This window comes from Rhodococcus sp. NyZ502 (assembly GCF_041464245.1).
Taxonomy (GTDB): Bacteria; Actinomycetota; Actinomycetes; order Mycobacteriales; family Mycobacteriaceae; genus Rhodococcus_F; species Rhodococcus_F qingshengii.
In genome coordinates, this window is the sequence record NZ_CP167155.1 from 5,746,266 (window position 1) to 5,767,539 (window position 21,274).

Genomic DNA, 21,274 nt, shown 5'->3' on the forward strand with positions numbered 1-21,274 from the left:
GCTGGACTGACTGAAATCCGAGCGGCAGGCTCGACGACATGCTCAGCACCAACGACCCTGCGTCGGCCCTCGTCGGTTTCGGGGTCGGACTGTCTTTGATCGTCGCAATCGGCGCCCAGAATGCGTTTGTTCTTCGTCAAGGCCTGACGCGATCACACGTACTCCCGATCGTCGCAGTGTGCGCGTTGTCAGACGCAATTCTGATCCTCGCGGGCGTCAGCGGAATCGGGACCCTCCTCGAACACGCACCGTCGATGATCACGTTCGTTCGTATCGCCGGCGCCGTTTTCCTCCTCAGCTATGCGCTCTTCGCCGCCAAGCGGGCACTTCACCCCCAGACGTTGGCGCCGGATCGACATGGCAACGGGTCGAGGCTTGCCGCCGTCACGATGGCATTGGCTCTCACCTGGCTCAATCCACACGTGTACCTCGACACCGTGGTGCTCATGGGTTCCATCGCCAACGGTCGCGGCGAGATCGGACGTTGGTGGTTTGCCGCCGGTGCCATCACGGCAAGTGTGGTCTGGTTCGGCGCCCTCGGTTACGGCGCACGTCTGCTGACGCCGCTTTTTGCGAAACCCAACGCCTGGCGGGTTCTCGATGCTCTGATCGCCGTGATGATGGCGGTTCTCGGAATCAGCCTGCTTGTCGAATTGTGACCAGGCTGCACAACCTCGATCCGACCCTGCGGGTAGCGCGATGGGTTACCGTCCAAGGTGAGGAAGCTCAATTCACCTGTCGCGAGTTGTGACCATCAGGTAGGGCTGATCACGATGACCGAGGACGATGGCGGCACCGAACCGCGTGACTCCAACCGCGGACTGGGTTTGCTGTGTCTACTCGCTGCGGTCGCCGGCGTCGGGGTCGGATTTGTCGGCGGCGCGTTCCGTTGGTGTCTGATCAGGGCCGACGAACTTCGTCAGGCGATCGTGAACTGGGCGCATCACGTTCCTTACGTCGGGTGGCTCGTGCCGGTCCTCCTGGTGGCCCTGTGCACCGTACTTGCCGTACTGATCGTCAGACGAGTGCCCCTCGCAAAGGGAAGCGGCATCCAGCACGTCGAGGCGGTGTCCCGCGGTGAAGCGAAACCGCCGGGAATCAATCTCGTGCCCGCCAGATTCATCGGCGGCCTCTTGGCGATCGGCTCCGGTCTGGTTCTCGGTCGTGAAGGCCCCACCGTACACATGGGTGCGGCGATCGGAGCAGAAGCGGGACGGCGAGCCCGCCTCACCGAACCCGACGTCGCCATGCTGCAAACATCCGCGGCCGGAGCAGGTCTCGCTGTCGCATTCAACGCGCCGATCGCGGGGGCACTGTTCGTCTGCGAGGAGGTGACGCACTCGTTCCGGCTGCGCACCGTGCTGCCAACGCTTTTCGGTGTTTCAGTGGCAGTGGGCTGTGCACGGATCGTCATCGGTGATCAACCCGATTTCGAGGTCGGCACCGTCCCGACACCGCAACTCGCATTCTTGCCACTGTTCGTCGTCTTCGGAATCCTCACGGGGCTACTGGGTATTGCGTACAACCGCCTGATTCTAGGACTACTCGACATCGTGGCACGGCTCGACAAGATCCCACCGACTGTCATCGGCGCAACGATCGGCGCCGTCATCGGCCTGACGCTGTTCCTCGACCCGTTGGCCAGTGGGGGCGGCGACGTTCTTGCACAGATGATCGTCGGCGGAAGGACCTTCGTACTGCCGATCCTGCTGCTGTACTTGGTGGTTCGGTTCTTCACCGGCCCGCTCTCGTATGCCGCTGGAACTCCCGGCGGACTGTTCGCTCCCTTACTCGCTCTCGGCGCGCTCTGGGGGTCGATCTTCACCGGACTGTCGAGCTTCGTGCCCGGAGTGGACGCCGGGCTCACGGTCACCATGGCCACCGTCGGTATGGCGGCCTTCTTCGGCGCCGTAGTACGCGCACCGTTCACCGGCATCGTGATCGTGGTCGAAATGACCGCGGTGACGTCGACGCTGGTCCCGATGCTCGCTGCCACTGCGGCAGCGGTATTCGTCACCACGTCGGCAGGGTCGGCACCTATCTACGACAGTCTGCGCGAACGGATGTTGGAGCCGCAACGCCCGCATACGGATTGATCCCCGCACACGGGTCATTGCAGCACGGGTGCGCTACGTGAATTTCAGAATTTGCAGATGACTTCCTCGGAGAACCTGCGTACCGCATCTTTCTTCGCTTCCAGGTCGCAGTCGAACCCGAGGCCGTACATGGCCCAAGGAATGACGATCGATTCCGTCACTCCGCTATCGGCCAGTTCCAGGGAGCCGTCGAGACCGAAGCGATCGGCGCAGACGGCCTGAATTTCGAACGGGGACTCGGCGCGCCCGTACTCGACCCGCAGGACGCCGATCCTCGCGATGAGAGCTTGCAGATCAGCGAAAGAGACTGTAGCCGAGGTCCAACCGTCACCCACTCGCGCTGCACGGCGCAATGCGGCCGCGGAATGTCCTCCGATGTAGATGGGGACGGGATCGACCGGCGCCGGGCTCATCTGCAGCCTGTCGAAGTCGAAGAACTTGCCGTGATGTTCGACCATGCCGCCGCCTAGAACCAGTCGCAGTACCTCGAGCATCTCGTCGACTCGCGGGCCTCGATCCTTGGGGGAAGCGCCGCACCACTCGAATTCCTCTGGCGCCCAGCCCACACCGACCCCGAGACCGAAGCGGCCTCCTGTCAGATTCGCGACCGACCCCACCTGGCTTGCCAGCAGCAGAGGATTGCGTGAGCTGAGCTCGAGCACCTGCGGATAAAAGCGAATCTTCGACGTTCCGGGCCCCATGAAGGCCGCGGCAATCATGGGGTCTACAAATGGTGTCTTCGCGTCCCACATCCGCACACCGTCAGCGGTATACGGATACCCGGTAGCGCCCCGCTCGGGAAAGAACAGTGAGTCGGGCATCGTGATCGAAGAAAAGCCGCATTCTTCGGCCACTTTCGCAAGTGCAACGAGTTGAGAGAGGGGAATCATCGCCACGGCGAGGCTGAACTTCATCGGAAGATCCCTCTGTTCAGTTGACCGGAGCGACTGAAGTGCCTCGATGAGCTCGAAGTCGGTTCGCACCGATCGGCTTGGGAGACAGTGGATCCTGAACAGTCACTTCTTGCAACGCCCAGTCATACGACAACTCCCCCCGCAGTGCGGTCGAAGCATCAGCCACCCTCGGTTGGACAAGGACGTGTTCGAGGTTACAAAGCTCCCGCTACTTCGGCTCGGCGGCTTCCCGCCAGGCGGACACATACCAAGAACTTCGGGGTCCTGGTGACACCTGGCACCCCACTCCCCCTGATTTCGCACCGTGCAACCTGCGAATCGGCCTACTGATGCAAGGGAGTTCCGACGTAGTTCTCGGCGATCAGCGTTCGTCCCGCCACGGAACGCGTGACCATGTCCAACTCGGCCAACTGTCGGCGATGCCCGAAACCGCTGTCGTCTGGCAAGCGATGGAGCATCGACGACATCCACCACGAGAAGTGCTGCGTCCGCCACACACGCGGCAACACCGTTTCGGTGTACCCGTCCAGCATCTTTCGGTCGGACGAGGTGAAGAAACCGTCCATTGCCTTCGCCAGTGCGTAGACGTCGGCGATCGCGAGATTCATTCCCTTCGCGCCGGTCGGCGGCACGGTGTGCGCCGCATCCCCGGCAAGAAACAGGTTGCCGTGCTGCATCGGCTCACACACGAAGCTGCGGAACTGGAGGATCGACTTCTGAAAGATCCTGCCGTCCTTGATCTCCGCCCCCTCACCGTCGACGCGCATGTGCAGCTCGTCCCAGATTCGATCGTCGGACCAGTTGTCCACGGAGTCGTCCGGATCGACCTGAAGGTAATGACGCTGTACCTCGGGCGTCCGTGTGCTGATCAGTGCAAACCCGCGCTCATGGTTGGCATAGATCAGTTCTTCGGACGACGGCGGCGCCTCGGCCAGGATGCCGAACCACGCGAAGGGATACTGGCGGAAATGATCTGTTCGGATCGACGGTTCGGGAATCAGCTTTCGCGTTCCGGTGCGTGAACCGTCGCAACCGGCCACCAGGGCGCACTCGAGCTTCTGATCATTTCCGTCCGAGTCGACAAAAGTGATACTCGGGCGATCCGATTCGTGATCGTGTACTTGCGCGTCGGACACTCCGAATCGAATGTCCCCGCCGTCAGCGAGACGCCGCGCGATCAGATCCTTGAGCACCTCGTGTTGCGGATAAACCGTCACTGCTCGCCCGTCGGTCAGTTCGTCGAACGCGATTCGGTGCCCTCGTCCACCGAATCGCAACTCGATTCCGTGATGTTCGAGGCCCTCCCGCTTCAGTCGATCACCGAGTCCGGTCTCGACCATGAGATCAACCGTGTTCTGTTCGAGCACGCCGGCACGAATGGTGCCTTCTACCTCTTCGCGGGTGCGGCATTCCAGGACAACCGAATCGATTCCCTTCAGATGCAACAGATGCGAGAGCATCAACCCGGCGGGACCACCACCGACGATTCCGACCTGGGTGCGTGAAGAAGACATACAGAGAGCTCCTGAGGTGAGTGACGATTGAGACCACCCTCGACCACGATCACTCCTCTGAACAGCTGCAATTTCACTCAGTGAAAGACCGAAACGAGCTATCGAAACCCACCGCTACCAAGCCCGCGTGATATTCCACGGGCGGCCGCGACCAACGCCGGCAGTAAAGGAGCCGGATCCTGCTCCACCGGAACAACTGTCGAGACCGCTGCCACGACACTGCCCCCGGCTTCGCGGACAGGAGCGGCGACGGCAAGGGTTCCGACGTTCAGATACTCACGACAGACCACGAATCCGGCGCGCCTGATCTCGTCGAGAGTTGCTCGCAAAATCCGCTCGGAAGTAATGGTTTTGGGAGTGAACGACTCGAGGCCGGCGCGAAGGACGTCGTCGAGAAGCTCGGTTCCGCCGTGCGCGAGGAGAATCAATCCACCGCTGGACGCGTGCAACGGCAATCTTCCGCCGGCACGGCCGACCACGGTGACGGCGCTACGCGAGGACAAGCGCTCGAGGTACAGAGCCTCGGTGCCCTCACGAACGACCAACTGCACGTTCTCTCGGGTGACCTCGTACAGGTCCTCGAGGAACGGCAACGCCACCTGCCGTAGGCCGTGAGCGCCGGGAGCAAGAGCGCCGATCTCCCACAACCGGACTCCGACCTGGTACTTGCCGTCACTCCGACGCTCGAGTGCGCCCTCAGCCACCAACTGCCCACACAGTCGGTGGACGGTGGGCAGAGGCAAGCCGCTGCGACGACTGATCTCCGACTGCGTCAACCGCGGCGATTTCGCGTCGAAGGCACCGAGCACGATAAATGCCCGGCCGATCAACGAACGCTCGCCTGATGCCATTCACACAGTGTGACTGACATCAGGCGAAACGTGTTCAGGCGGTGCGGAGCTACGCGGAGTGCGCCAACTCCGGTTCGCGTTCGGTCACCGGCGGCGTGGCCTCGATCTTCATCGGCTCCTGCGCGTAGTGGAAGTGCGGACGACGGTGACCGATAAACGAACCGAACCACGACATCACAGCGACATACCGGTTGCGGAAGCCCACCAGATACATCACGTGCACGGCCAGCCACATGAACCAGGCGATCGTGCCCTTGAACTCGACCTTGCGGACGCGACACACAGCGCTGAATCGGCTGATGATCGACATGCTGCCCTTGTCGAAGTACTTGAAAGGCGTTCCGGCCTTGACCTTTCCGTTCACAGTCTTCGCTGCGTGACGGCCACCCTGCATTGCAACGGGCGACTGACCCGGCAGACCGTTCAGCGAAGTCATGTCGCCGATGGCAAAGACGTTGGCAAACCCGCCGACGGTCAAGTCCGGATTGATGAGCAGACGACCTGCACGGTCACTCTCACAACCGGTCGCCTCGCCGAGCACTGCTGCGAAGTCGTTGGCGCGAACACCGGCCGACCAGATGACGGTCTCGGCGTCGATGCGCTTCTCTTCCTTGGTCTTTGCCGAAGAGACGGTGACACCGTGCTCGTCGATGGCGGTGACCATGGTGTTGAGAACAACCTCGACACCCGACTTCTCGAGCGAGGCCTGTGTGTACTCACTGAGCTTGCCGCCGAAGGCCGGAAGCGCAACGCCCGCGCCCTCGACCATGGTGACCGTGACCTCGTCGGCGCTGATGTTGTTAATGGACTTGGCGAAGTAGCGACGCGCCAGTTCCTTGATCTGTCCGGCGAGCTCGACGCCGGTCGCGCCTGCACCGACGACAACGAAGCTGAGCAGGTTGCGGCGAACCAGCGCGTCGTTGGTGGTGTGAGCCTCTTCGAAGCAACGCAGGATCTGCTTACGCAGGACCTCGGCATCCTCGACGGTCTTGAGCTTGTAGGTGACCTTTTCGAACTCGTCATGACCGAAGTACGCCTGGGTGGCACCGGTGGCTGCGATGAGCGAGCGGTATCCGAGAGTGTGGCGGGTGCCCGAAGCCTCGTAGACGACGGTGTTCTCTTCGGCGTTGACCTCGACGACGCGACCGAGACGCACGTCGGCGTTGGGGTACTTCTGCAGGATCGTGCGGATGGGCGGAGCAACTTCGCCTGCCGACAGAACACCAGTCGCCACCTGGTAGAGCAGCGGCTGGAAGAGGTGCTCGGTGGTGGCGGAGATGAGGACGAACGGCGTCTTGGACTTCGCGAGGGTCTTGGCCGCGGCGAGGGCTCCGAATCCCGAACCGACGATGACTACCTGAGTCTGCTCGTGTCCAGTCGCGTCGATGTCAGCGCGACCCGCAGCTGTTCTATCCACAACAAATCTCCTCAACCAAATTGAAAGTATGACTATTACGGTATGGACTGATCATGGGTCGGGTCCAGCTAGCTGGAGTATTCGCAAGACTGTTATCTCGATTGCTCATAAGTAAGCTGTCCTCATGGACTTCCGCCAACTCAAGTACTTCCTCGTCGTGAGCGAGGAACTGAGCTTCAGTCGCGCTGCCGAGCGCTGCTTCATCTCGCAGTCGGCGATCAGCCATCAGGTCGCCCGACTGGAGAAGGAGCTTGGCGCGACACTCTTCGAACGCTCGACCCGAGCCGTTCGCCTTGCCCCGGCAGGATCGCGACTCGTGCCCATCGCGCAGCAAGTCCTCAGCCTCGAAACGATGGCCTACTCCGTCGCACGGGACCCACGAGCCCGGATCCGGATCACCGGAAACATGAGCTTCGCCGCTCAGACGCTGGACGCCATCGCACACGTGCGCGAACTTCATCCGGACCTGGACGTCGAGTTCGTCATCAAGAGTTTTGCCCACCGCATGGACGCCGTGGCCTCCGGTGACGCCGACATCGCGCTGATTCGCGGCGGCGTCGACCGCCCCGGACTCGAACCCTTGGACCTCGGCGTCGAAGATCTCCTGGTCGTCATGTCGAGCCGGCACCCCCTGGCCGGCCAGCAAAGCGTCGACCTCAATGATCTGGCCGCATACCCCCTGCTCCTGCCGCCGCGCCAAAGCCAGGTGCTCATTCACAAGGTGGTCGAGGACGCGTTCCGCGAGATAGATCGACGCGTCCAACTGGGCCCTGCAATTCCGAGCGATCACACAGCCACGCTGGACGTGATCACCAACCCGCGCGCCTGGACCCTGCTGTATTCGATCACCGCAGGCGAATCTCCACGCGCCGGCATCAGCTTCATGCGAGAATCGAACGGCCGCTTGCGAATTCCCGTCTCGGGAGTGACCCGCAGCGGCGCCACCCACTCGACCGAGTTCGCCGATCTGATCCAAGCGCTCAAGGACGCCATGAATCCGTCTTTCACTGAGTGAAAGTGCGATGGCGATCAACTCCCCTCACGGAGCAACGTGGTCCACAACCATGTGATGCGGCGCGCGGTTGCATCCCTTTACCGAGGAGCGGCCATGACGCGTTTGCTGAGCGAACCTGTGTGGGAATCGAAGATCTTCGACGGCGAATGGGTTCGCGGTAGCGCCGACGATCGCATTGTCGTCGAGCCGGCCACCGGCAAGCAGTTGACGACGGTCGGCATGGCAACACCAGACGACGTGGCAGCCGCTGCAACAAAAGCTAGTGCCGCTCAGAAGGATTGGGCAGCAAGGCCGTACACCGAACGAGCCGCCGTTCTACGCCGCGCCGGTCAACTGTTCGAGCAGTACGCCGACGAAATCGGCGAATGGGTAATCCGCGAGGCCGGCAGCATTCCCGCCAAAGCCGGACTGGAAACCCACACCGCTGCCGAAGAGTGCTACAACGCAGCAGCTTTGGCCGCACACCCCATCGGCGAGGTGCTGCGCTCGGAGCAACCGCGGCTGAGCTTCTCTCGTCGCGTCCCCGTCGGCACCGTCGGCGTCATCGCACCGTTCAACTTCCCGATCATTCTGTCGATCCGTGCAGTCGCTCCCGCACTGGCACTGGGCAATTCGGTGATCCTCAAGCCTGATCCGCGCACGGCGATCTGTGGCGGTGTGGTTCTTGCCCGCATCTTCGAAGAAGCCGGTTTGCCTGCCGGAGTGTTCGGCATGCTGCCGGGTGGCGCTGACGCCGGTGAGGCAATCGTGGTTCATCCGAGCGTTCGCGTCATCGCATTCACCGGGTCGACCCGGGCAGGACGCGCTGTCGGTGAACTGGCGGGCCGCCATCTCAAACGAGCACACCTCGAACTCGGGGGAAACAACGCACTGATCGTCATGGACGACGTCGACCTCGAAAAGGCCGCATCTGTAGGCGCTTTCGGATCCTTCATGCACCAGGGGCAGATCTGCATGACCACCGGCCGCCAGCTCGTCCACGAAAGCATCGCCGCCGACTACACCGCACTCCTTGCCGAACACGCCGACAAGCTTCCGGTAGGCGACCCGTTCACCGGTCAGGTCGCACTCGGACCCATCATCGACGCCAAACAACGCGACCACATCCACTCCCTGGTCACCGGAAGTATCGCGGCCGGAGCAAAACTGGCGGCCGGCGGCACCTACGAGGATCTCTTCTACCGGCCCACCGTGCTGGCCGACACCCCACTGACCGCCCCGGCATTCGCCGACGAAGTCTTCGGGCCAGTCGCACCGGTAACCTCCTTCGCCACCGTCGAACAGGCCGTCGCCATGGCCAACGATTCCGAGTACGGACTGTCACTGGGCATTCTGACCTCCGACGCCATGCGCGGGCTCGAGGTCGCCCAACAAATCCCCACCGGCCTCGTACACATCAACGATCAGACCGTCGGCGACGAAGCAGTCATCCCGTTCGGCGGTATGGCGTCTTCGGGTAACGGTGGCCGCGTCGGCGGTATCGGCGCAAACCTCGACGCCTTCACCGAAACGCAGTGGGTGACTGCGCAGAGCGCACTCCCGGTCTACCCCTTCTAGTCCGGAACACGCCGAGTTGGTGCTGAATACACCGAACTGACCCCAGGGGCTCACTGACCAGCATTGACGGGATCGATCTCGCGGACTTACCATCCAGAGAAAATTACTTCGGCACATTAAGCAATTTCTCTTGTAATTCCCGAGAAGGACCCACTTGACGAATTCAGTGACGACCGACAGCGCTGCGCAGCCAACGGTCCACGACACCCCGGATGTATCCGTCGTAACATCGCCGCGCCGCGAGGCCGTCATCATCGGGGCGCTCAGCCTGGCCGCGATGATCGTCTCGATGATGCAGACACTGCCCGTCCCGATTTTGGGGCGTATTCAGTCCGATCTGGACGCATCCGCGGCCGGCATCAGTTGGGTGACGACGGCGACGTTGCTGTCGGCCGCCGTTTTCACTCCCCTGTTGGGCCGCTACGGCGATCAGCACGGCAAGAAGCGCACGCTGGTCGGCGTTCTGGTCGTCATGGTCATCGGTTCGATCGTCGCCGCACTGGCACACAATCTGCCACTTCTCATCCTCGGACGTGTCCTCCAGGGGACCGCCACCGCCATCTTCCCGCTGGCTCTGTCGGTCCTGCGCGAGGAGGTCCGCCCACACAAGCTTCCCGGCGCGATGGCATTGGTCAGCGGAACTCTCGCATTCGGCAGCGGGCTCGCCCTCGTAGCCACCGGACTTCTCACATCGGCTCCGGATGCCGACTACCGCAACGCCTTCTGGATGGCCACCGGGTTCGCGTTGCTTGCCCTCGTCGCCGTCGTCACGCTGGTTCCGGCAACCAAGCACAAGAGCGGCGGGCGCGTCGACGTCATCGGCGCGCTGAGCCTGGGCGCTGCACTCCTTCTGCTCCTGTTGTCGATTTCGCAAGGCCACCAATGGGGTTGGTTCTCACCCGTGACCATCGGTGTTTTCCTGGGCTCGATCGTGATGTTCGCAGTCTGGGTCTGGATCGAGAAGATCGTCGACGAACCACTGGTCGACATGCGAATGTTCGTCCACCGGCCCGTGATGATGGCGAATCTGGCGGGGGTCATGCTGGGCTTCGGAATGTTCGCCAACTTCCTGGGCATCTCCTATCTCGTGCAGCTTCCCCACGCCCTCACGGGATACGGATTCGACGCCAGCATTCTGCGTGCGTCGGTGGAATTCCTGCTGCCGGGTGCGATTGCCTCGCTGATCGCAGCACCGATCGGTGGGCGGCTCATCAGAGTGCGTGGGCCACGCTTCGTCCTGGGACTCACCGCCATCTGTGGTGCGGTGCCGTTCGCCTGGCTCGCGTACGACCACACGCACACCGCGTCGGTCATCGGTGCCGGCATCGTGATCGGCGCCGCCGTGAGCCTGGGCTACGCGGCCATGCCCGCGATCATCATGTCGAGCGTTCCGCGACACCAGAGTGGAATAGCCAACGGCATCAACTCGATCTCCCGTTCCACCGGCAGCGCCATGGGCAGTGCAGTGGTGACTACGATTCTCGCCTCGATGACCATCGCGAACCTGCCAGAGGGCGTATCCGCTCTGCCCAGCGAATCCGCCTTCACCGTCACCTTCGTCACTGCCGCCGTAGCTTTCGCTCTGGTCGGCCTGGTGGGTTGGTCAGGCCTCCCCAAGAGTGCGTCGACGTCTGTCAACGGCAGCGCGTGAACAGGCCTGCTCCGAACAGCTCCGCATCACGAGATGCCCATGCGTGTGAGCATTGTGCGAGGATCGGCGGGAGGTAGCAGGTCTCGAAGCTGAGCGGCTCGGCGGTCGGTGAACTGCCGACACGCGTCGTCGTCGGAGAACACCCAGAAGTCCCCACGCGCTATTGCTTCGGTCATGTGCTCGGCGGCATCGAGCGGGTCGAGTCCGGATTCGACGTTCGCCTGTTGCATTGCATCGAAGACAGCGTTTGCCGTGACGTTCGTAGTCGGCGCGTCACGCTGGGCCGCACGAAAGATCTCACTCCGGATCGAGTGTGGAACAACAGCACTGACCTGAATCGGAGAGTCGACCAACGACAGATCTTGGTGCAAGCTCTCGGTCATCGCCAGCACCGCGAACTTACTGACGATGTACGGTCCTTGCACCGCGGCGCTGTTGATCCCGCCGACAGAAGACAGATTGGCCACACACGCCGGCTTACCCACCTTCAACATCAATGGCACGAAAGCACGAAGGCAATAGAAGACGCCGTCGACGTTGATCTCCATCAACCGTCTCCACCGCGCACCACTGACTTCCCACAGCAACCCGGCCGTCTCCACTCCGGCATTGTTGACCAGCAACTCGACGCTGCCGTGACGATCGAACACATTGTCCGCCATCCTCTTCACGGCATCGGCATCCGCTACGTCCACCCCATGGACGTCAGCTCTCCCACCGGCCGCGCGAATGTCCTCGGCGACGAGCGACGCACGCTCCTCGTCGATGTCGGCAACGACCACCGTCATTCCCAGCCGCGCAAGGTGACGGGCGAACCCTGCACCGATACCGGCCCCCGCACCGGTCACGACGGCCGTGCCGGTACCGAACCGGCGTTCAGCGTGGGACATCTCCACTCCTCGGGTTGTGTCGCCGAAACTATTGCTCGACAAAGACTTCAGATTCCTTCGGGCAGAATGTTGGGATTGCACCACGTCGGTGGCTCACGTCTGGGCATCAGCCCTTGCCCGTCGAGCGCCTTCACGACCAGATCCTGATACCAGGGAAAATGAAGACTGAAGGCTACAAGGCCGGTCCGCTCGGCCGCGGGAAGAGAACACATGGCCAGTACCGTCTCGGCAAGATACTCGACGGGCTCGGTTTCGTATCCATCCGGAATGAGTGCGTCGGCGCCGGGAGTCGAGATCGCAGTGGAAGGCCCCACCGAGTTGACCGCGATATTGTCGTCCAGCACCTCCGCGGCGAGGCCCTGTGTGAACCTGTGCAGTGCTGCCTTCATCGACGCGTAAATCACGTCACCCGACGTCTTGTTGTAGTCGCGGAAGGGCCTGATCGGATTCAGTCCCGTCGAGGAACCGATGTTCACGATCCAGCCTGCGCCGCGCTCTCGCATGTAGGGGATGGCTGCCTTCGACAGGGCGAACGGCGCGCGAATGTAGTGGTCGAGGGTCCGATCGAACGTCGCCAGCGACATCTTCTCGATCGGCGCGTAGTCGGCAAACCCGGCATTGTTCACGAGGATGTCGATACCTCCGGTCCGCGAGACGACCTTCTCGATCAATCCGTCGCGAGCCTCGGAATCCTCGAGATCGGCCGGAATGGCAAGTGCACGACCGTGTTGCGACTCGATCATCTCGACGGTCTCGGACAACGTACCGCCGATGACGACATTACTGTCGGCACGGACTGCCGCGGTAGGCCGAGCCGACCGTGCGGTGACGACCACGGTTGCCCCCTCTGCCGCCAGTCGCCTGGCGATCGCCCTGCCGATGCCTCGACTGCTCCCGGTCACCAGCGCGGTCTTCCCTACCAGCGAGTGATTCAACTGCTCCTCCAAGGCTCTTCCACTTCACGACATCGAACACATGACGTATGTGTTCGACCTGAGTTCGACTGCATTTCACGCAATCGTTGTCCGCCATGTTGCATCATCCGATTCTGTTGCACAGCAACGATTCCCGCCTGACGGGAGGTGTCGAAATGCCGGGCACATGACCAAATCCGCTATCTCCCGCTGTGTGAGATCGAAAGCATCACAACGGGTTAGGGGAAAGTAATCTTCACCAATGGCAGATGAAACGCTCTACGTGATCGATCGGATAGTCACGAAACCGGGATGCGGTCGACAGTTCGTCGACGCGCTACTCGACCAGTATTTGCCGAGTGCACAGCGTCGCGGCATGACACTCGCCGACGTACTCGTCAGCCCTCCGTTGTGGTGCGATCAAGACCCGAACACCTTGACCGTCACCTGGACGGTCGACGGCACGGCCGGCTGGTGGTCGATGACGCGCCAGGGCCGCAGAGACTCCACCCTCAGGCAGTGGTGGGATGCAATGGCTCCGCTCATAATCGAACGGAGTCGCTCCATGGCCGCCGCAGCAAAGGACATCGAAGGACTGAGCAATGTATAACGTGACAAGAGTCGTGCACGCCGCCAACGGGGCGGGCGCCGACGAGTGGGCCGCTGCAGTGAAGAACATTGCCGCAGTTGCCGAATCGTCGAACGCGCTGCGTCGTCTCGTCTGTACGACACTTCCCGGCGTCATCAACGGCGGAGATCTGATCGTCCATCTTCAGTTCGAAGACGAGATGGCTTGGCAGACAGCCCGAGATGCGGTCGACGACAGCCTGCGCTGCGCCGCCGTCGACCACTTCCACGGTGCCGAGTACTCGTCCGGGACCACGGGACGTTCCGACGCCGAAGCCGCCGGTCAGGTGTACCGAGCGCTGTTCATCCGGGTATCCCCCAGCACACCCCAGGACGTACTCGAGGAATTCGAACGGGATCTGCTCAGGATGCCTACCCATATCTCGTCGATCTGCGCCTGGCGTCTCAGCCGAGTCGACGCAGCCATCGGGCACACACCATGGACTCATGTCTGGGAGCAGGAGTTCACCGACCTCGGCTCACTGCAGACCCAGTACCTCGATCATCCGATTCACTGGGCAGTGGTGGACCGGTGGTTCGACCCCGAATGTCCCGAGGCCGTGGTCCACGACAGAATCTGTCACACGTTCGGCAATCTCACCGAGAGACTCCTGACAGTGAAGTGATCTGCCTACTCGCTACCGAGCGCCTCGCGCGTCATCGCCCAAAGCTTCTGTCGCGCAGGCTCGGTCAGTGACAAAGACGGGATAGTGAGGAAGCCGTGGAACAATCCTTCGAAGCGATGATGGCGCACCGAAACGCCAGCCGTCGCGAGCATCTGCGCATACGCGTCACCTGACGAACACGGCGGATCGAGTTCGGCTGTCACGACGACAGCAGACGGAAGACCGGCGAGCGTCTCCGCACGCGTAGGAATCACACGGGCGTCGTCGCGACCTTCAGGCGCGTACTGCTGCCAGTACCATTCCATCGCTGCGGTGGTGTTGTAGTGACCCGTGCCGTAGAGCCGATACGACTCGGTTTCGAAGTCGTCGTCGATCACGGGGTAGATGAGAACCTGAAGGGCGATTTCCGGACCACCCCGATCCCGAGCGGCAATAGCCACAGTCGCCGCGAGGTTCCCTCCCGCACTGTCGCCCACAAGTGCGATTTTACCTGCGTCGGAACCGTATTCGGCAGCATGCTCGCTGGTCCACGCCACCGCGGCGTAGACGTCTTCGTGGGCTGCCGGTGCCGGATGCTCCGGCGCCAACCGATAGTCGACGGCAACCACTACTGCGCCGACTCCCTGCGCCATCGATCGACAGAATTCGTCGTGACTGTCCAGATCGCAGAACACGAAACCGCCCCCGTGAGCGAAGACCACGAGAGGAACGTCGTTCGAGGTTCCATGCGGACGAAAGACGCGAATTGCCAGATCTCCACCGGGACCGTCGATTACGTGATTCTCGACTGAAAGCATGTCGGGAAGACCCGTCAGCGGCGCACGTCGGTTCCGAATCAGAGTTCGTAGCTCCGACGGCGGGACACTGGTGACATCCGGGAATCCAGCGTTGAGGGTTGCAAGCATCGTGGTGACTTCCGCTTGAATCGTCATATCGTCTCCTGGTCTCTCAGCCCGGCGGGTGGCGCTACGTCTGCGCCGGCATCCGCGTTTGTCCACTTGGCGTGTGATCACGTCAACGTAGATCGCCCACCACCAAGCAAGGAACCCGCTCTCCCGATCAGTGGTCCGTTTCCGCCGACGAGCACCGGAGGCGTCCGATCCACAGGGTGGCCTTCTTCACAAAGCAGAAAAAACATGTCATCATTCCTAATCGAAATAGCCTTGTCCAGGGCAGTTGTCCAACTTGACTACGGGATAGCAGAGGGAACACATGTCGCTCCAGCTCGAGGTCGATCCCGCAACGCCGAACGCCTTCCTCGACCGAGTCTCTCTGCTACTGGATGCGTTCGGCGGTCGAGATCGTCTCACCCTCGCCGAGATTGTCCGACGAACCGGGCTTCCAAGGTCTTCAGCCCACCGCATACTCGACCATCTGGTCCAACTTCGGTGGCTGCACCGCAGCGGCCGCGATTACACGCTCGGGTTGCGGCTCGTGGAACTCGGCTCGTTGGCCGTGTACCAGGACAGACTTCACTCAGCTGCGCATCCGCACCTGTACGAATTGCACCGGCGTACCGGACTGATCGTCGAGATGACGATTCTCGACGGCTCAAATGTGGTGTGCCGCGCCCACATGGCAGGTCGTTTCGCCAGCATGATTCCGAATCGGATCGGTTTCAGCACGCGCGCAGACGGAACTCTCGTCGGCAGGGTCCTCCACACCTTCAACAACGAGCGAGGAGAGGCGGCCGACGAGGTCCGAAAAACCGGCGTGGGATACGGCCGTGACACGCCGATCGACGGATTCGGCACGATCGCCACTCCGATCGGCCCGATCGGCGTCGCGACCTCCGCGCTGTCGATCTGCGGACCGCTCCGACAAATGCCGCTCGACGAGCGGAACTCGCCTCTCACCGGGCTTCTTCGGGAAACAGCCGCTTCCCTGTGGCGAAATGCGGGCGTCCGGACCACCGAAAGCATGCGAGCTCAGTAGGCACGAAGACTAGGCACGAAGACTAGGCACGAAGACTAGGCACGAAGACCGGGCACGAAGACTGGGCACGAAAACCTCGACAGCACAATTCTATTGGCGTGGGGCAGAATCTGGAGAGTTGTACCTCCGCACGCTCAGATCAACTTCCAACTACCGGCATTGACGGGCTGCGGCAAGCCGAGAGCGTTGGCGTCGCCTTGCGCGAATCGAGCGGCGGCCTCATCGATGTCATCGAGCAACTGAGCGGCGAGGTCGATCTCCATCTGAAAATGGCGGCCTATCCATCGCAGACTCATCTCGGTAAATGCCCAGGCGGGTTCATTCTCCGAGTTATCGGCGTGTTCGATTGCCTTGAGCTTCTTTGCCTCGAGGTTGTCGATGTGATCGAGCACTATCGACTTGAGCTGATCGGGGTCGTTGAGGTGGCCGACCCACAGTCTCAACATCACTCCATGTTTGAGAACGGGGGTTTCGATCTCCGATCGGCGTGACCATGATCTGAGAGCCTCGATACCGGATTCGGTTATCGTGAACACTCGTCGACGACGCCCACCCGATTCCGAAACCTCCCGCGAACTGACGAATCCCAGCGTTTCCAGCTCTTTGAGCTCGGTATAGACCTGGCTCACCGACGGGCTCCAGTAATAGAACCCGATGCTCCAGTCGGCCCAGCTTTTCAGATCGCTGCCACTGAGTTCTTCTCCGAATGTGAGCATTCCCAGCACTGCCCAACTTGTCGCGGGCAATGCCGGGTAACACGCAGTTGCGGGATCAGGCACCGGCCCAGACTAGCAAGACGTCGACCATCTGACACCGACTTGCCCACCGAGTGGTCTGTTCACGAATTCGTGCAATCAGAAAAGGTTCAATCGCAGTTCGGAGACACCGCGGATAAAGGCCGTGCCACCCCACGTCACTCCACCGTCGACGAGCTCGGTCTTCGGCGCTTTGTCGATCAACGCATTCAGGATGGTCTTGATCTCCAGCCGGGCCAACCACGCACCGAGGCAAGCGTGCGCACCGTGACCGAACGTGATGTGGTCCCGGACATTTGACCTCGACCAGTCCAATCTGTCCGCGTTCGGACCGAATCGAGTTTCATCGCGGTTTGCCGACGCCAGCCACGTCACAATGTGATTTCCGGCCGGAATCTCCGCATCTCCCACCGCGTAATCCTCGGGAGCAATGCGAATCATCAACTGCGCCGTCGGCTCATAGCGCAGGACTTCTTCTACCGCGTGATCGAGCAGTGCCCTGTCGTCGACGAGTCGTTCCCACTGATCACGATGGCCCATAAGTGCATTCATGGTGAGACCGACCTGATTGACTGTGGTGTCCAGTCCGGCGATGACCAAAGTCTGCACGGTAGCGGCAACTTGATCCGGCCCGATTATCTCGCCTTCGTCGCCGGCGGAGATGAAGTCCGACAGGATGTCGTCGCCAAGATTGTTGCGCTTCCAAGCGATAACGTCCTGAAGGTGTGCCGAGAAATCACGCTGAGCGGAAATGTAGTCGCTGGTCTGCTCGGCAGTCAGAAACGGATCGAGTAGGTTGAGTCCCTTACGGGTCCACTCGAACATCGTATCGGTGTCGGCAGGTACGGGGATACCGAAAATTTCGCAGACAAGGCGAATCGGTAGCGGATGAGCAACTTCCGTCACCAGCTCGATCTCGGAGCCCCGTCCATGATCGGCAAGCAACTCGTCGACGATTTCCTTCGCCCGCGCGTCGTAACGCTTGATTGCCCTGGGCGTGAACGGGCGCGCCAGTAGCTTGCGCAATGCCAGATGGTCCGGCGGATCCAGCTTCGACAACGATGGGCGCAACAAGTAGGCGTCGCTACCACCGGCCGCCTTGATCCGCATATTGCGCGGTGCCTCGAGTGCATACTGTTCCGACGAACTCAGCGACTTGTCCGCCAGTGCGCGTTTCACGTCGTCGTAGGCGAAAAGCATGTATACGCCATTCGAATGCTGTTGTACCGGAGCAACTTCTCGCGCAATCGCGTACCGCGCGTACGGATCGGACAGGAAGCCTGGCTCCGTTGGATCGACCAATCCCGTTCTGAGCCAATCCGTTGTGTCATGAACCGCACGCTCCGAACCCACCGGCGAAGTCATAGTCAACCTCTCGTCCTCGACAAAATCACTCACACAAGATCTGGCAGATCATTGACGCCCTCGTAAAAATCCACAGCCGAATACCACTGGTGACGAGCGTCAGCGCTGCGCTGAACTGAACTGAACTGAACTGCGCAGAGCTTCACAGTCGGACTACGAGGCAACCAACAAACCGCCCGCTGTATGGGAAATGAAGTCGCGCTCCGGACGTCGGGTTGCCACATTCTCACTGAGCGGGCGGGAAGGTGCGCTCCTTGCTGCTCGAGGACAGAATTCCCAGACGTCTTCGCCGTGAATCAGTAAGGCGGCGAGATCAATTCCGGGCAATCGTCCCGAGAAGTGATGCGAACCGGTGTCGAAGCAGATTGGAAATTGCGCATGACCGAATATGTGAACCGCGCTGTGCGAGTCGTTCGAGCTCCCCGCGGCTTGCCTGTCGTAGAAGATTTTCGGATCGACGAGGTTCCGATCCGGCCGCCCGCGGACGGCGAAGTTCTGTTCCGCGCCCACTATCTTTCGATCGATCCGGCGATACGAAGACGCCTACCGTCCACCAGCTCTGCTCCCGGGCCGTTGGGAGCTGTTGCCGGTATCGGCGACGTCGTCTTGGCTGGAGTAGTGCCTGCGCACTCCGGTTTGGACGGCATCGCAGTCGGCGAAGTGATTTCTTCGCGGCATCCTGACTTTGCGGCAGGTGATTTGGTTCGAGGCGGCACGCACTGGCAGGTTTATCACACAATCAAAGGCGCTGCCCTGGACCGCATACCGAGGGAGAATCGAGCTTCCCTAGGAGATGAACTCGGAATTCTAGGACAGCCAGGATTTGTCGCACACTGCGGAATGCGGTTGGTCGCCGACGTCCGAGAGCGAGACACAGTCGTGGTTTCGGCGGCCGGCGGAGCAGTCGGCATGGTTGCAGGCCAAATCGCGAAGCTGGCGGGCGCCCGGGTGATCGGAATCGCCGGGGGTGAGAAGACCGAATACGTTGTGGAGGAATTGGGGTTCGACGCCTGCATAGATAGGAAGACGGCGAACATCGGCGAGCAGTTGGACGAATTGTGTCCGAAGGGCGTCGACGTCTATTTCGACAACGTCGGAGGCTCGATCACGCGAGCGGTTTTCGATCGCATGGCCGATTTCGGAAGGGTCGTCGTGTGCGGAATGATCAGCGAATACAACCAGGATGAAAGCGAAGTCGGGCCTCCCCTACGCCCTGTACTACGCAAACGTCTCCGCATCGAAGGGTTCGTCTGCTACGACCACTACGACCGGTACCCGGAGTACCGGGCGTGGGCGTCCGCTCGAATCGCCGAAGGTGGACTGCGCTACCGCAACGATGTCACCGAGGGCATCGAAAATGCCCCAGCGGCCTTGATCGGGCAGCTTTCGGGCCACAACCGGGGGAAGCAGTTGGTGATGATTTGACAAAGGGAGACCACACGTCGTTGTGTGGTCTCCCTTTTCGATTCGTTCAGCCGATCAGGCGTCAGCCTCTGGGCCGAGCATCTACCTTGTCGTCATCGTCGTCGAGCTCGCCGGTTGCGAGCTGGACGCCGGATTTCTCGATGCTGCCGTCAGCACCTGACTTCTCGAGGTCGATCGGTGCATCACCGGTCGCAACCTCTTCGGCCTCAGGCTCTTCCGGTAGCGGCTTCTTGAGACTCAGGATGATCGAGCCTGCCAACACCACGATGATCACCGCGAGGCTGACCAGTGAGGGAATCTCGGGGATCGACGTGCTGATCACCTTGTGGCTGGCCTGCATGATCAGCTTCACGCCGATGAAGGCGAGGATGATCGACAGACCCTTGGACAGGTAGTGGAACTTCTCGAGCAGGCCCGAGAGCAGGAAGTACAGGGCACGCAGACCCAAGATCGCAAACGCGTTGCTGGAGTAGACGATGAATGGATCGTCACTCACTGCCAGCACTGCCGGGACGCTGTCGACTGCGAACACGAGGTCGGCAGCTTCGATGGCGACGACGACGGCGAACAGTGGTGTTGCGACGCGCTTTCCGGCTTCCTTGACGAAGAACTTGGTTCCTGCGTATTCCTCACGGACCGGCATGATCTTGCGCAGCAAGCGAACCGCCAGCGAGGTTCCCGGATCGAAGTTCTCGTCGTCGTCCTTGAGCAGCTTGTAGGCGCTGTAGAGCAGGATGGCGGCGAAGACGAACAGAACGGCCGTGAACTTGCTGACCACGGCAACGCCAGCGGCGAGGAAGATACCGCGGAAGATCAGGGCGCCGATGACACCGAAGAACAACACGCGGTGCTGGTATTCACGGGGCACCTTGAAGTAACCGAAGATCAGGGCGAACACGAAGAGGTTGTCGACGGAGAGGCTCTTCTCCAACAGCCAGGCCGTGGTGAATTCGACGCCCGAGTTCACCCCCAAGGTCAGGGTGACGACCACCGCGAATACGAGAGACAAACCGACCCAGAGTGCACTCCACCAGGCCGCTTCCTTGAAGCCGATGACGTGCGCGCCGCGGTGGGCGAGCAGGTCGATGAGCAACATGACGACGATGACTGCGGCGAACGCGGCCCACGCCCACATGGGAACGTTCATCGCTGACCACCTACCCGAATGGCACTGATGACTGCGGTCACGGGGAGCTCCTTCACTGGGTTCGGACGGCCGTCTCGCCGTCTTCTCCAGTGTTCCTTGCCGACTTCTATCCATCCCGGTCGAAATATCGACGACTTTCACACCTGAAGTTGCCGAAACCATGCAATCTGAGGGTGTTGCGTCCGAAACCGCCGCTGGACGGCATCTTGTTCTAGCCTGGCAAGCATGAGCACCTCGTTGTACTACTCCGCCGTCCGCACCACACCGCTGACCGACGACGAGAAGGCCGAAGTCGACCGACTCATCGCCGTCCACAACGACGAATTTCCGTTCGACTACGAGGTCCTGGACCTCTATCCGTCGGATATCCCCGACACTCTGCTCAACGGTTCGACAAAGATCTCGAGCGACCCGACCGAGGTAATCCCTTCGCTCGTCTACTGGTTCAACGCTCTGACCGAACTCCGGCGAGCGGTGCCCGACGCAGACTGGGACGTTTCACTCGACGACACCCCCGCCGATTGGGATGACAGCTCCGGCTATTCGCTCCCCGGGCTCGACGACATGCAGTAGCG

Annotated in this window: 20 protein-coding genes; 10 read left to right on the plus strand and 10 right to left on the minus strand. The window is 61.4% G+C overall.

Annotated features, from left to right (window positions below; translation table 11 throughout):
* Positions 1–38: 38 nt before the first annotated feature.
* Together ACBG85_RS26640 and ACBG85_RS26645 are read left to right on the plus strand one after the other, a co-directional pair.
* Positions 39–659: a LysE/ArgO family amino acid transporter gene (locus ACBG85_RS26640; RefSeq protein WP_042451547.1), complete on the plus strand. Its 621-nt coding sequence runs from the start codon at positions 39–41 to the stop codon at positions 657–659.
* A gap of 114 nt (positions 660–773) precedes the next feature.
* Positions 774–2,096: a ClC family H(+)/Cl(-) exchange transporter gene (locus ACBG85_RS26645; protein ID WP_030536107.1), complete on the plus strand. Its 1,323-nt coding sequence runs from the start codon at positions 774–776 to the stop codon at positions 2,094–2,096.
* A gap of 44 nt (positions 2,097–2,140) precedes the next feature.
* On the opposite strand, the gene ACBG85_RS26650 is transcribed toward ACBG85_RS26645, so the two are convergent.
* The 4 genes from ACBG85_RS26650 to ACBG85_RS26665 form a co-directional block, all read right to left on the minus strand.
* Complete coding sequence (locus tag ACBG85_RS26650; protein WP_042451679.1) at positions 2,141–3,010, minus strand: TIGR03619 family F420-dependent LLM class oxidoreductase; 870 nt, start codon at positions 3,008–3,010, stop codon at positions 2,141–2,143.
* Positions 3,011–3,333: 323 nt separating this feature from the next.
* Positions 3,334–4,524, minus strand: coding sequence for a 4-hydroxybenzoate 3-monooxygenase (locus ACBG85_RS26655; RefSeq protein WP_007730544.1), 1,191 nt, complete (start codon positions 4,522–4,524; stop codon positions 3,334–3,336).
* 98 nt (positions 4,525–4,622) lie between these two features.
* Positions 4,623–5,375, minus strand: coding sequence for an IclR family transcriptional regulator (locus ACBG85_RS26660; RefSeq protein WP_003943227.1), 753 nt, complete (start codon positions 5,373–5,375; stop codon positions 4,623–4,625).
* A gap of 49 nt (positions 5,376–5,424) precedes the next feature.
* Positions 5,425–6,792, minus strand: coding sequence for an NAD(P)/FAD-dependent oxidoreductase (locus tag ACBG85_RS26665; protein ID WP_003942969.1), 1,368 nt, complete (start codon positions 6,790–6,792; stop codon positions 5,425–5,427).
* Positions 6,793–6,916: 124 nt separating this feature from the next.
* On the opposite strand from ACBG85_RS26665, the gene ACBG85_RS26670 reads away from it, so the two are divergent.
* The 3 genes from ACBG85_RS26670 (at position 6,917) to ACBG85_RS26680 (ending at position 11,015) form a co-directional block, all read left to right on the plus strand.
* Positions 6,917–7,807 (plus strand): LysR family transcriptional regulator, encoded by an 891-nt coding sequence (locus ACBG85_RS26670; protein WP_058038355.1) that lies wholly within the window; start codon positions 6,917–6,919, stop codon positions 7,805–7,807.
* 93 nt (positions 7,808–7,900) lie between these two features.
* A complete protein-coding gene (locus ACBG85_RS26675) occupies positions 7,901–9,364 on the plus strand; it encodes a benzaldehyde dehydrogenase (RefSeq protein WP_058226858.1) in 1,464 nt (487 codons plus the stop codon).
* A 154-nt stretch (positions 9,365–9,518) separates the two neighbouring features.
* A complete protein-coding gene (locus tag ACBG85_RS26680) occupies positions 9,519–11,015 on the plus strand; it encodes an MFS transporter (RefSeq protein ID WP_372025461.1) in 1,497 nt (498 codons plus the stop codon).
* Between the two features lie 26 nt (positions 11,016–11,041).
* Here the strand turns inward: ACBG85_RS26680 and ACBG85_RS26685 are convergent, their stop codons facing one another.
* Both ACBG85_RS26685 and ACBG85_RS26690 read right to left on the minus strand, forming a co-directional pair.
* Positions 11,042–11,905 (minus strand): SDR family NAD(P)-dependent oxidoreductase, encoded by an 864-nt coding sequence (locus tag ACBG85_RS26685; RefSeq protein WP_007730535.1) that lies wholly within the window; start codon positions 11,903–11,905, stop codon positions 11,042–11,044.
* Between the two features lie 47 nt (positions 11,906–11,952).
* The gene (locus tag ACBG85_RS26690; protein WP_058038475.1) at positions 11,953–12,840 is read right to left on the minus strand and encodes an SDR family NAD(P)-dependent oxidoreductase; all 888 of its coding nucleotides are present in this window, start codon (positions 12,838–12,840) and stop codon (positions 11,953–11,955) included.
* A gap of 241 nt (positions 12,841–13,081) precedes the next feature.
* Here ACBG85_RS26690 and ACBG85_RS26695 point away from each other — a divergent pair, with 241 nt between their 5' ends.
* Positions 13,082–13,429 carry a hypothetical protein gene (locus ACBG85_RS26695; protein WP_007730530.1) on the plus strand — a complete coding sequence of 116 codons (348 nt, stop codon included), beginning with the start codon at positions 13,082–13,084 and terminating at the stop codon, positions 13,427–13,429.
* Complete coding sequence (locus ACBG85_RS26700) at positions 13,422–14,072, plus strand: Dabb family protein (RefSeq protein WP_372025463.1); 651 nt, start codon at positions 13,422–13,424, stop codon at positions 14,070–14,072. The genes ACBG85_RS26695 and ACBG85_RS26700 overlap by 8 nt, the downstream gene beginning before the upstream one ends.
* A gap of 5 nt (positions 14,073–14,077) precedes the next feature.
* Here ACBG85_RS26700 and ACBG85_RS26705 read toward each other — a convergent pair whose 3' ends face one another.
* Complete coding sequence (locus ACBG85_RS26705) at positions 14,078–15,004, minus strand: alpha/beta hydrolase (RefSeq protein WP_372025464.1); 927 nt, start codon at positions 15,002–15,004, stop codon at positions 14,078–14,080.
* Positions 15,005–15,284: 280 nt separating this feature from the next.
* Here ACBG85_RS26705 and ACBG85_RS26710 point away from each other — a divergent pair, with 280 nt between their 5' ends.
* Positions 15,285–16,007: an IclR family transcriptional regulator gene (locus ACBG85_RS26710; RefSeq protein WP_007730520.1), complete on the plus strand. Its 723-nt coding sequence runs from the start codon at positions 15,285–15,287 to the stop codon at positions 16,005–16,007.
* 134 nt (positions 16,008–16,141) lie between these two features.
* On the opposite strand, the gene ACBG85_RS26715 is transcribed toward ACBG85_RS26710, so the two are convergent.
* Both ACBG85_RS26715 and ACBG85_RS26720 read right to left on the minus strand, forming a co-directional pair.
* Positions 16,142–16,723, minus strand: coding sequence for a PadR family transcriptional regulator (locus ACBG85_RS26715; RefSeq protein WP_372027920.1), 582 nt, complete (start codon positions 16,721–16,723; stop codon positions 16,142–16,144).
* Positions 16,724–16,861: 138 nt separating this feature from the next.
* A complete protein-coding gene (locus tag ACBG85_RS26720; RefSeq protein WP_064687874.1) occupies positions 16,862–18,127 on the minus strand; it encodes a cytochrome P450 in 1,266 nt (421 codons plus the stop codon).
* Between the two features lie 378 nt (positions 18,128–18,505).
* On the opposite strand from ACBG85_RS26720, the gene ACBG85_RS26725 reads away from it, so the two are divergent.
* Complete coding sequence (locus ACBG85_RS26725) at positions 18,506–19,552, plus strand: NADP-dependent oxidoreductase (RefSeq protein WP_030536117.1); 1,047 nt, start codon at positions 18,506–18,508, stop codon at positions 19,550–19,552.
* 61 nt (positions 19,553–19,613) lie between these two features.
* On the opposite strand, the gene ACBG85_RS26730 is transcribed toward ACBG85_RS26725, so the two are convergent.
* On the minus strand, positions 19,614–20,699 hold the full coding sequence (locus ACBG85_RS26730; RefSeq protein WP_372025466.1) for a TerC family protein: 1,086 nt from the start codon (positions 20,697–20,699) through the stop codon (positions 19,614–19,616).
* Positions 20,700–20,924: 225 nt separating this feature from the next.
* Here ACBG85_RS26730 and ACBG85_RS26735 point away from each other — a divergent pair, with 225 nt between their 5' ends.
* Positions 20,925–21,272, plus strand: coding sequence for a hypothetical protein (locus ACBG85_RS26735; RefSeq protein ID WP_030536118.1), 348 nt, complete (start codon positions 20,925–20,927; stop codon positions 21,270–21,272).
* Positions 21,273–21,274: the final 2 nt, after the last annotated feature.

What these genes read in the sequence shown, in the direction of transcription:
- ACBG85_RS26725 (WP_030536117.1), top strand. Translation starts at nt 18,506, where the DNA reads ATGACCGAATATGTGAACCGCGCTGTGCGAGTCGTTCGAGCTCCCCGC.
- ACBG85_RS26650 (WP_042451679.1), bottom strand. Translation starts at nt 3,010, where the DNA reads ATGAAGTTCAGCCTCGCCGTGGCGATGATTCCCCTCTCTCAACTCGTT.
- ACBG85_RS26670 (WP_058038355.1), top strand. Translation starts at nt 6,917, where the DNA reads ATGGACTTCCGCCAACTCAAGTACTTCCTCGTCGTGAGCGAGGAACTG.
- ACBG85_RS26715 (WP_372027920.1), bottom strand. Translation starts at nt 16,723, where the DNA reads ATGCTCACATTCGGAGAAGAACTCAGTGGCAGCGATCTGAAAAGCTGG.
- ACBG85_RS26700 (WP_372025463.1), top strand. Translation starts at nt 13,422, where the DNA reads ATGTATAACGTGACAAGAGTCGTGCACGCCGCCAACGGGGCGGGCGCC.
- ACBG85_RS26660 (WP_003943227.1), bottom strand. Translation starts at nt 5,375, where the DNA reads ATGGCATCAGGCGAGCGTTCGTTGATCGGCCGGGCATTTATCGTGCTC.
- ACBG85_RS26695 (WP_007730530.1), top strand. Translation starts at nt 13,082, where the DNA reads ATGGCAGATGAAACGCTCTACGTGATCGATCGGATAGTCACGAAACCG.
- ACBG85_RS26730 (WP_372025466.1), bottom strand. Translation starts at nt 20,699, where the DNA reads ATGAACGTTCCCATGTGGGCGTGGGCCGCGTTCGCCGCAGTCATCGTC.
- ACBG85_RS26710 (WP_007730520.1), top strand. Translation starts at nt 15,285, where the DNA reads ATGTCGCTCCAGCTCGAGGTCGATCCCGCAACGCCGAACGCCTTCCTC.
- ACBG85_RS26705 (WP_372025464.1), bottom strand. Translation starts at nt 15,004, where the DNA reads ATGACGATTCAAGCGGAAGTCACCACGATGCTTGCAACCCTCAACGCT.
- ACBG85_RS26735 (WP_030536118.1), top strand. Translation starts at nt 20,925, where the DNA reads ATGAGCACCTCGTTGTACTACTCCGCCGTCCGCACCACACCGCTGACC.
- ACBG85_RS26685 (WP_007730535.1), bottom strand. Translation starts at nt 11,905, where the DNA reads ATGTCCCACGCTGAACGCCGGTTCGGTACCGGCACGGCCGTCGTGACC.
- ACBG85_RS26675 (WP_058226858.1), top strand. Translation starts at nt 7,901, where the DNA reads ATGACGCGTTTGCTGAGCGAACCTGTGTGGGAATCGAAGATCTTCGAC.
- ACBG85_RS26645 (WP_030536107.1), top strand. Translation starts at nt 774, where the DNA reads ATGACCGAGGACGATGGCGGCACCGAACCGCGTGACTCCAACCGCGGA.
- ACBG85_RS26720 (WP_064687874.1), bottom strand. Translation starts at nt 18,127, where the DNA reads ATGACTTCGCCGGTGGGTTCGGAGCGTGCGGTTCATGACACAACGGAT.
- ACBG85_RS26655 (WP_007730544.1), bottom strand. Translation starts at nt 4,524, where the DNA reads ATGTCTTCTTCACGCACCCAGGTCGGAATCGTCGGTGGTGGTCCCGCC.
- ACBG85_RS26640 (WP_042451547.1), top strand. Translation starts at nt 39, where the DNA reads ATGCTCAGCACCAACGACCCTGCGTCGGCCCTCGTCGGTTTCGGGGTC.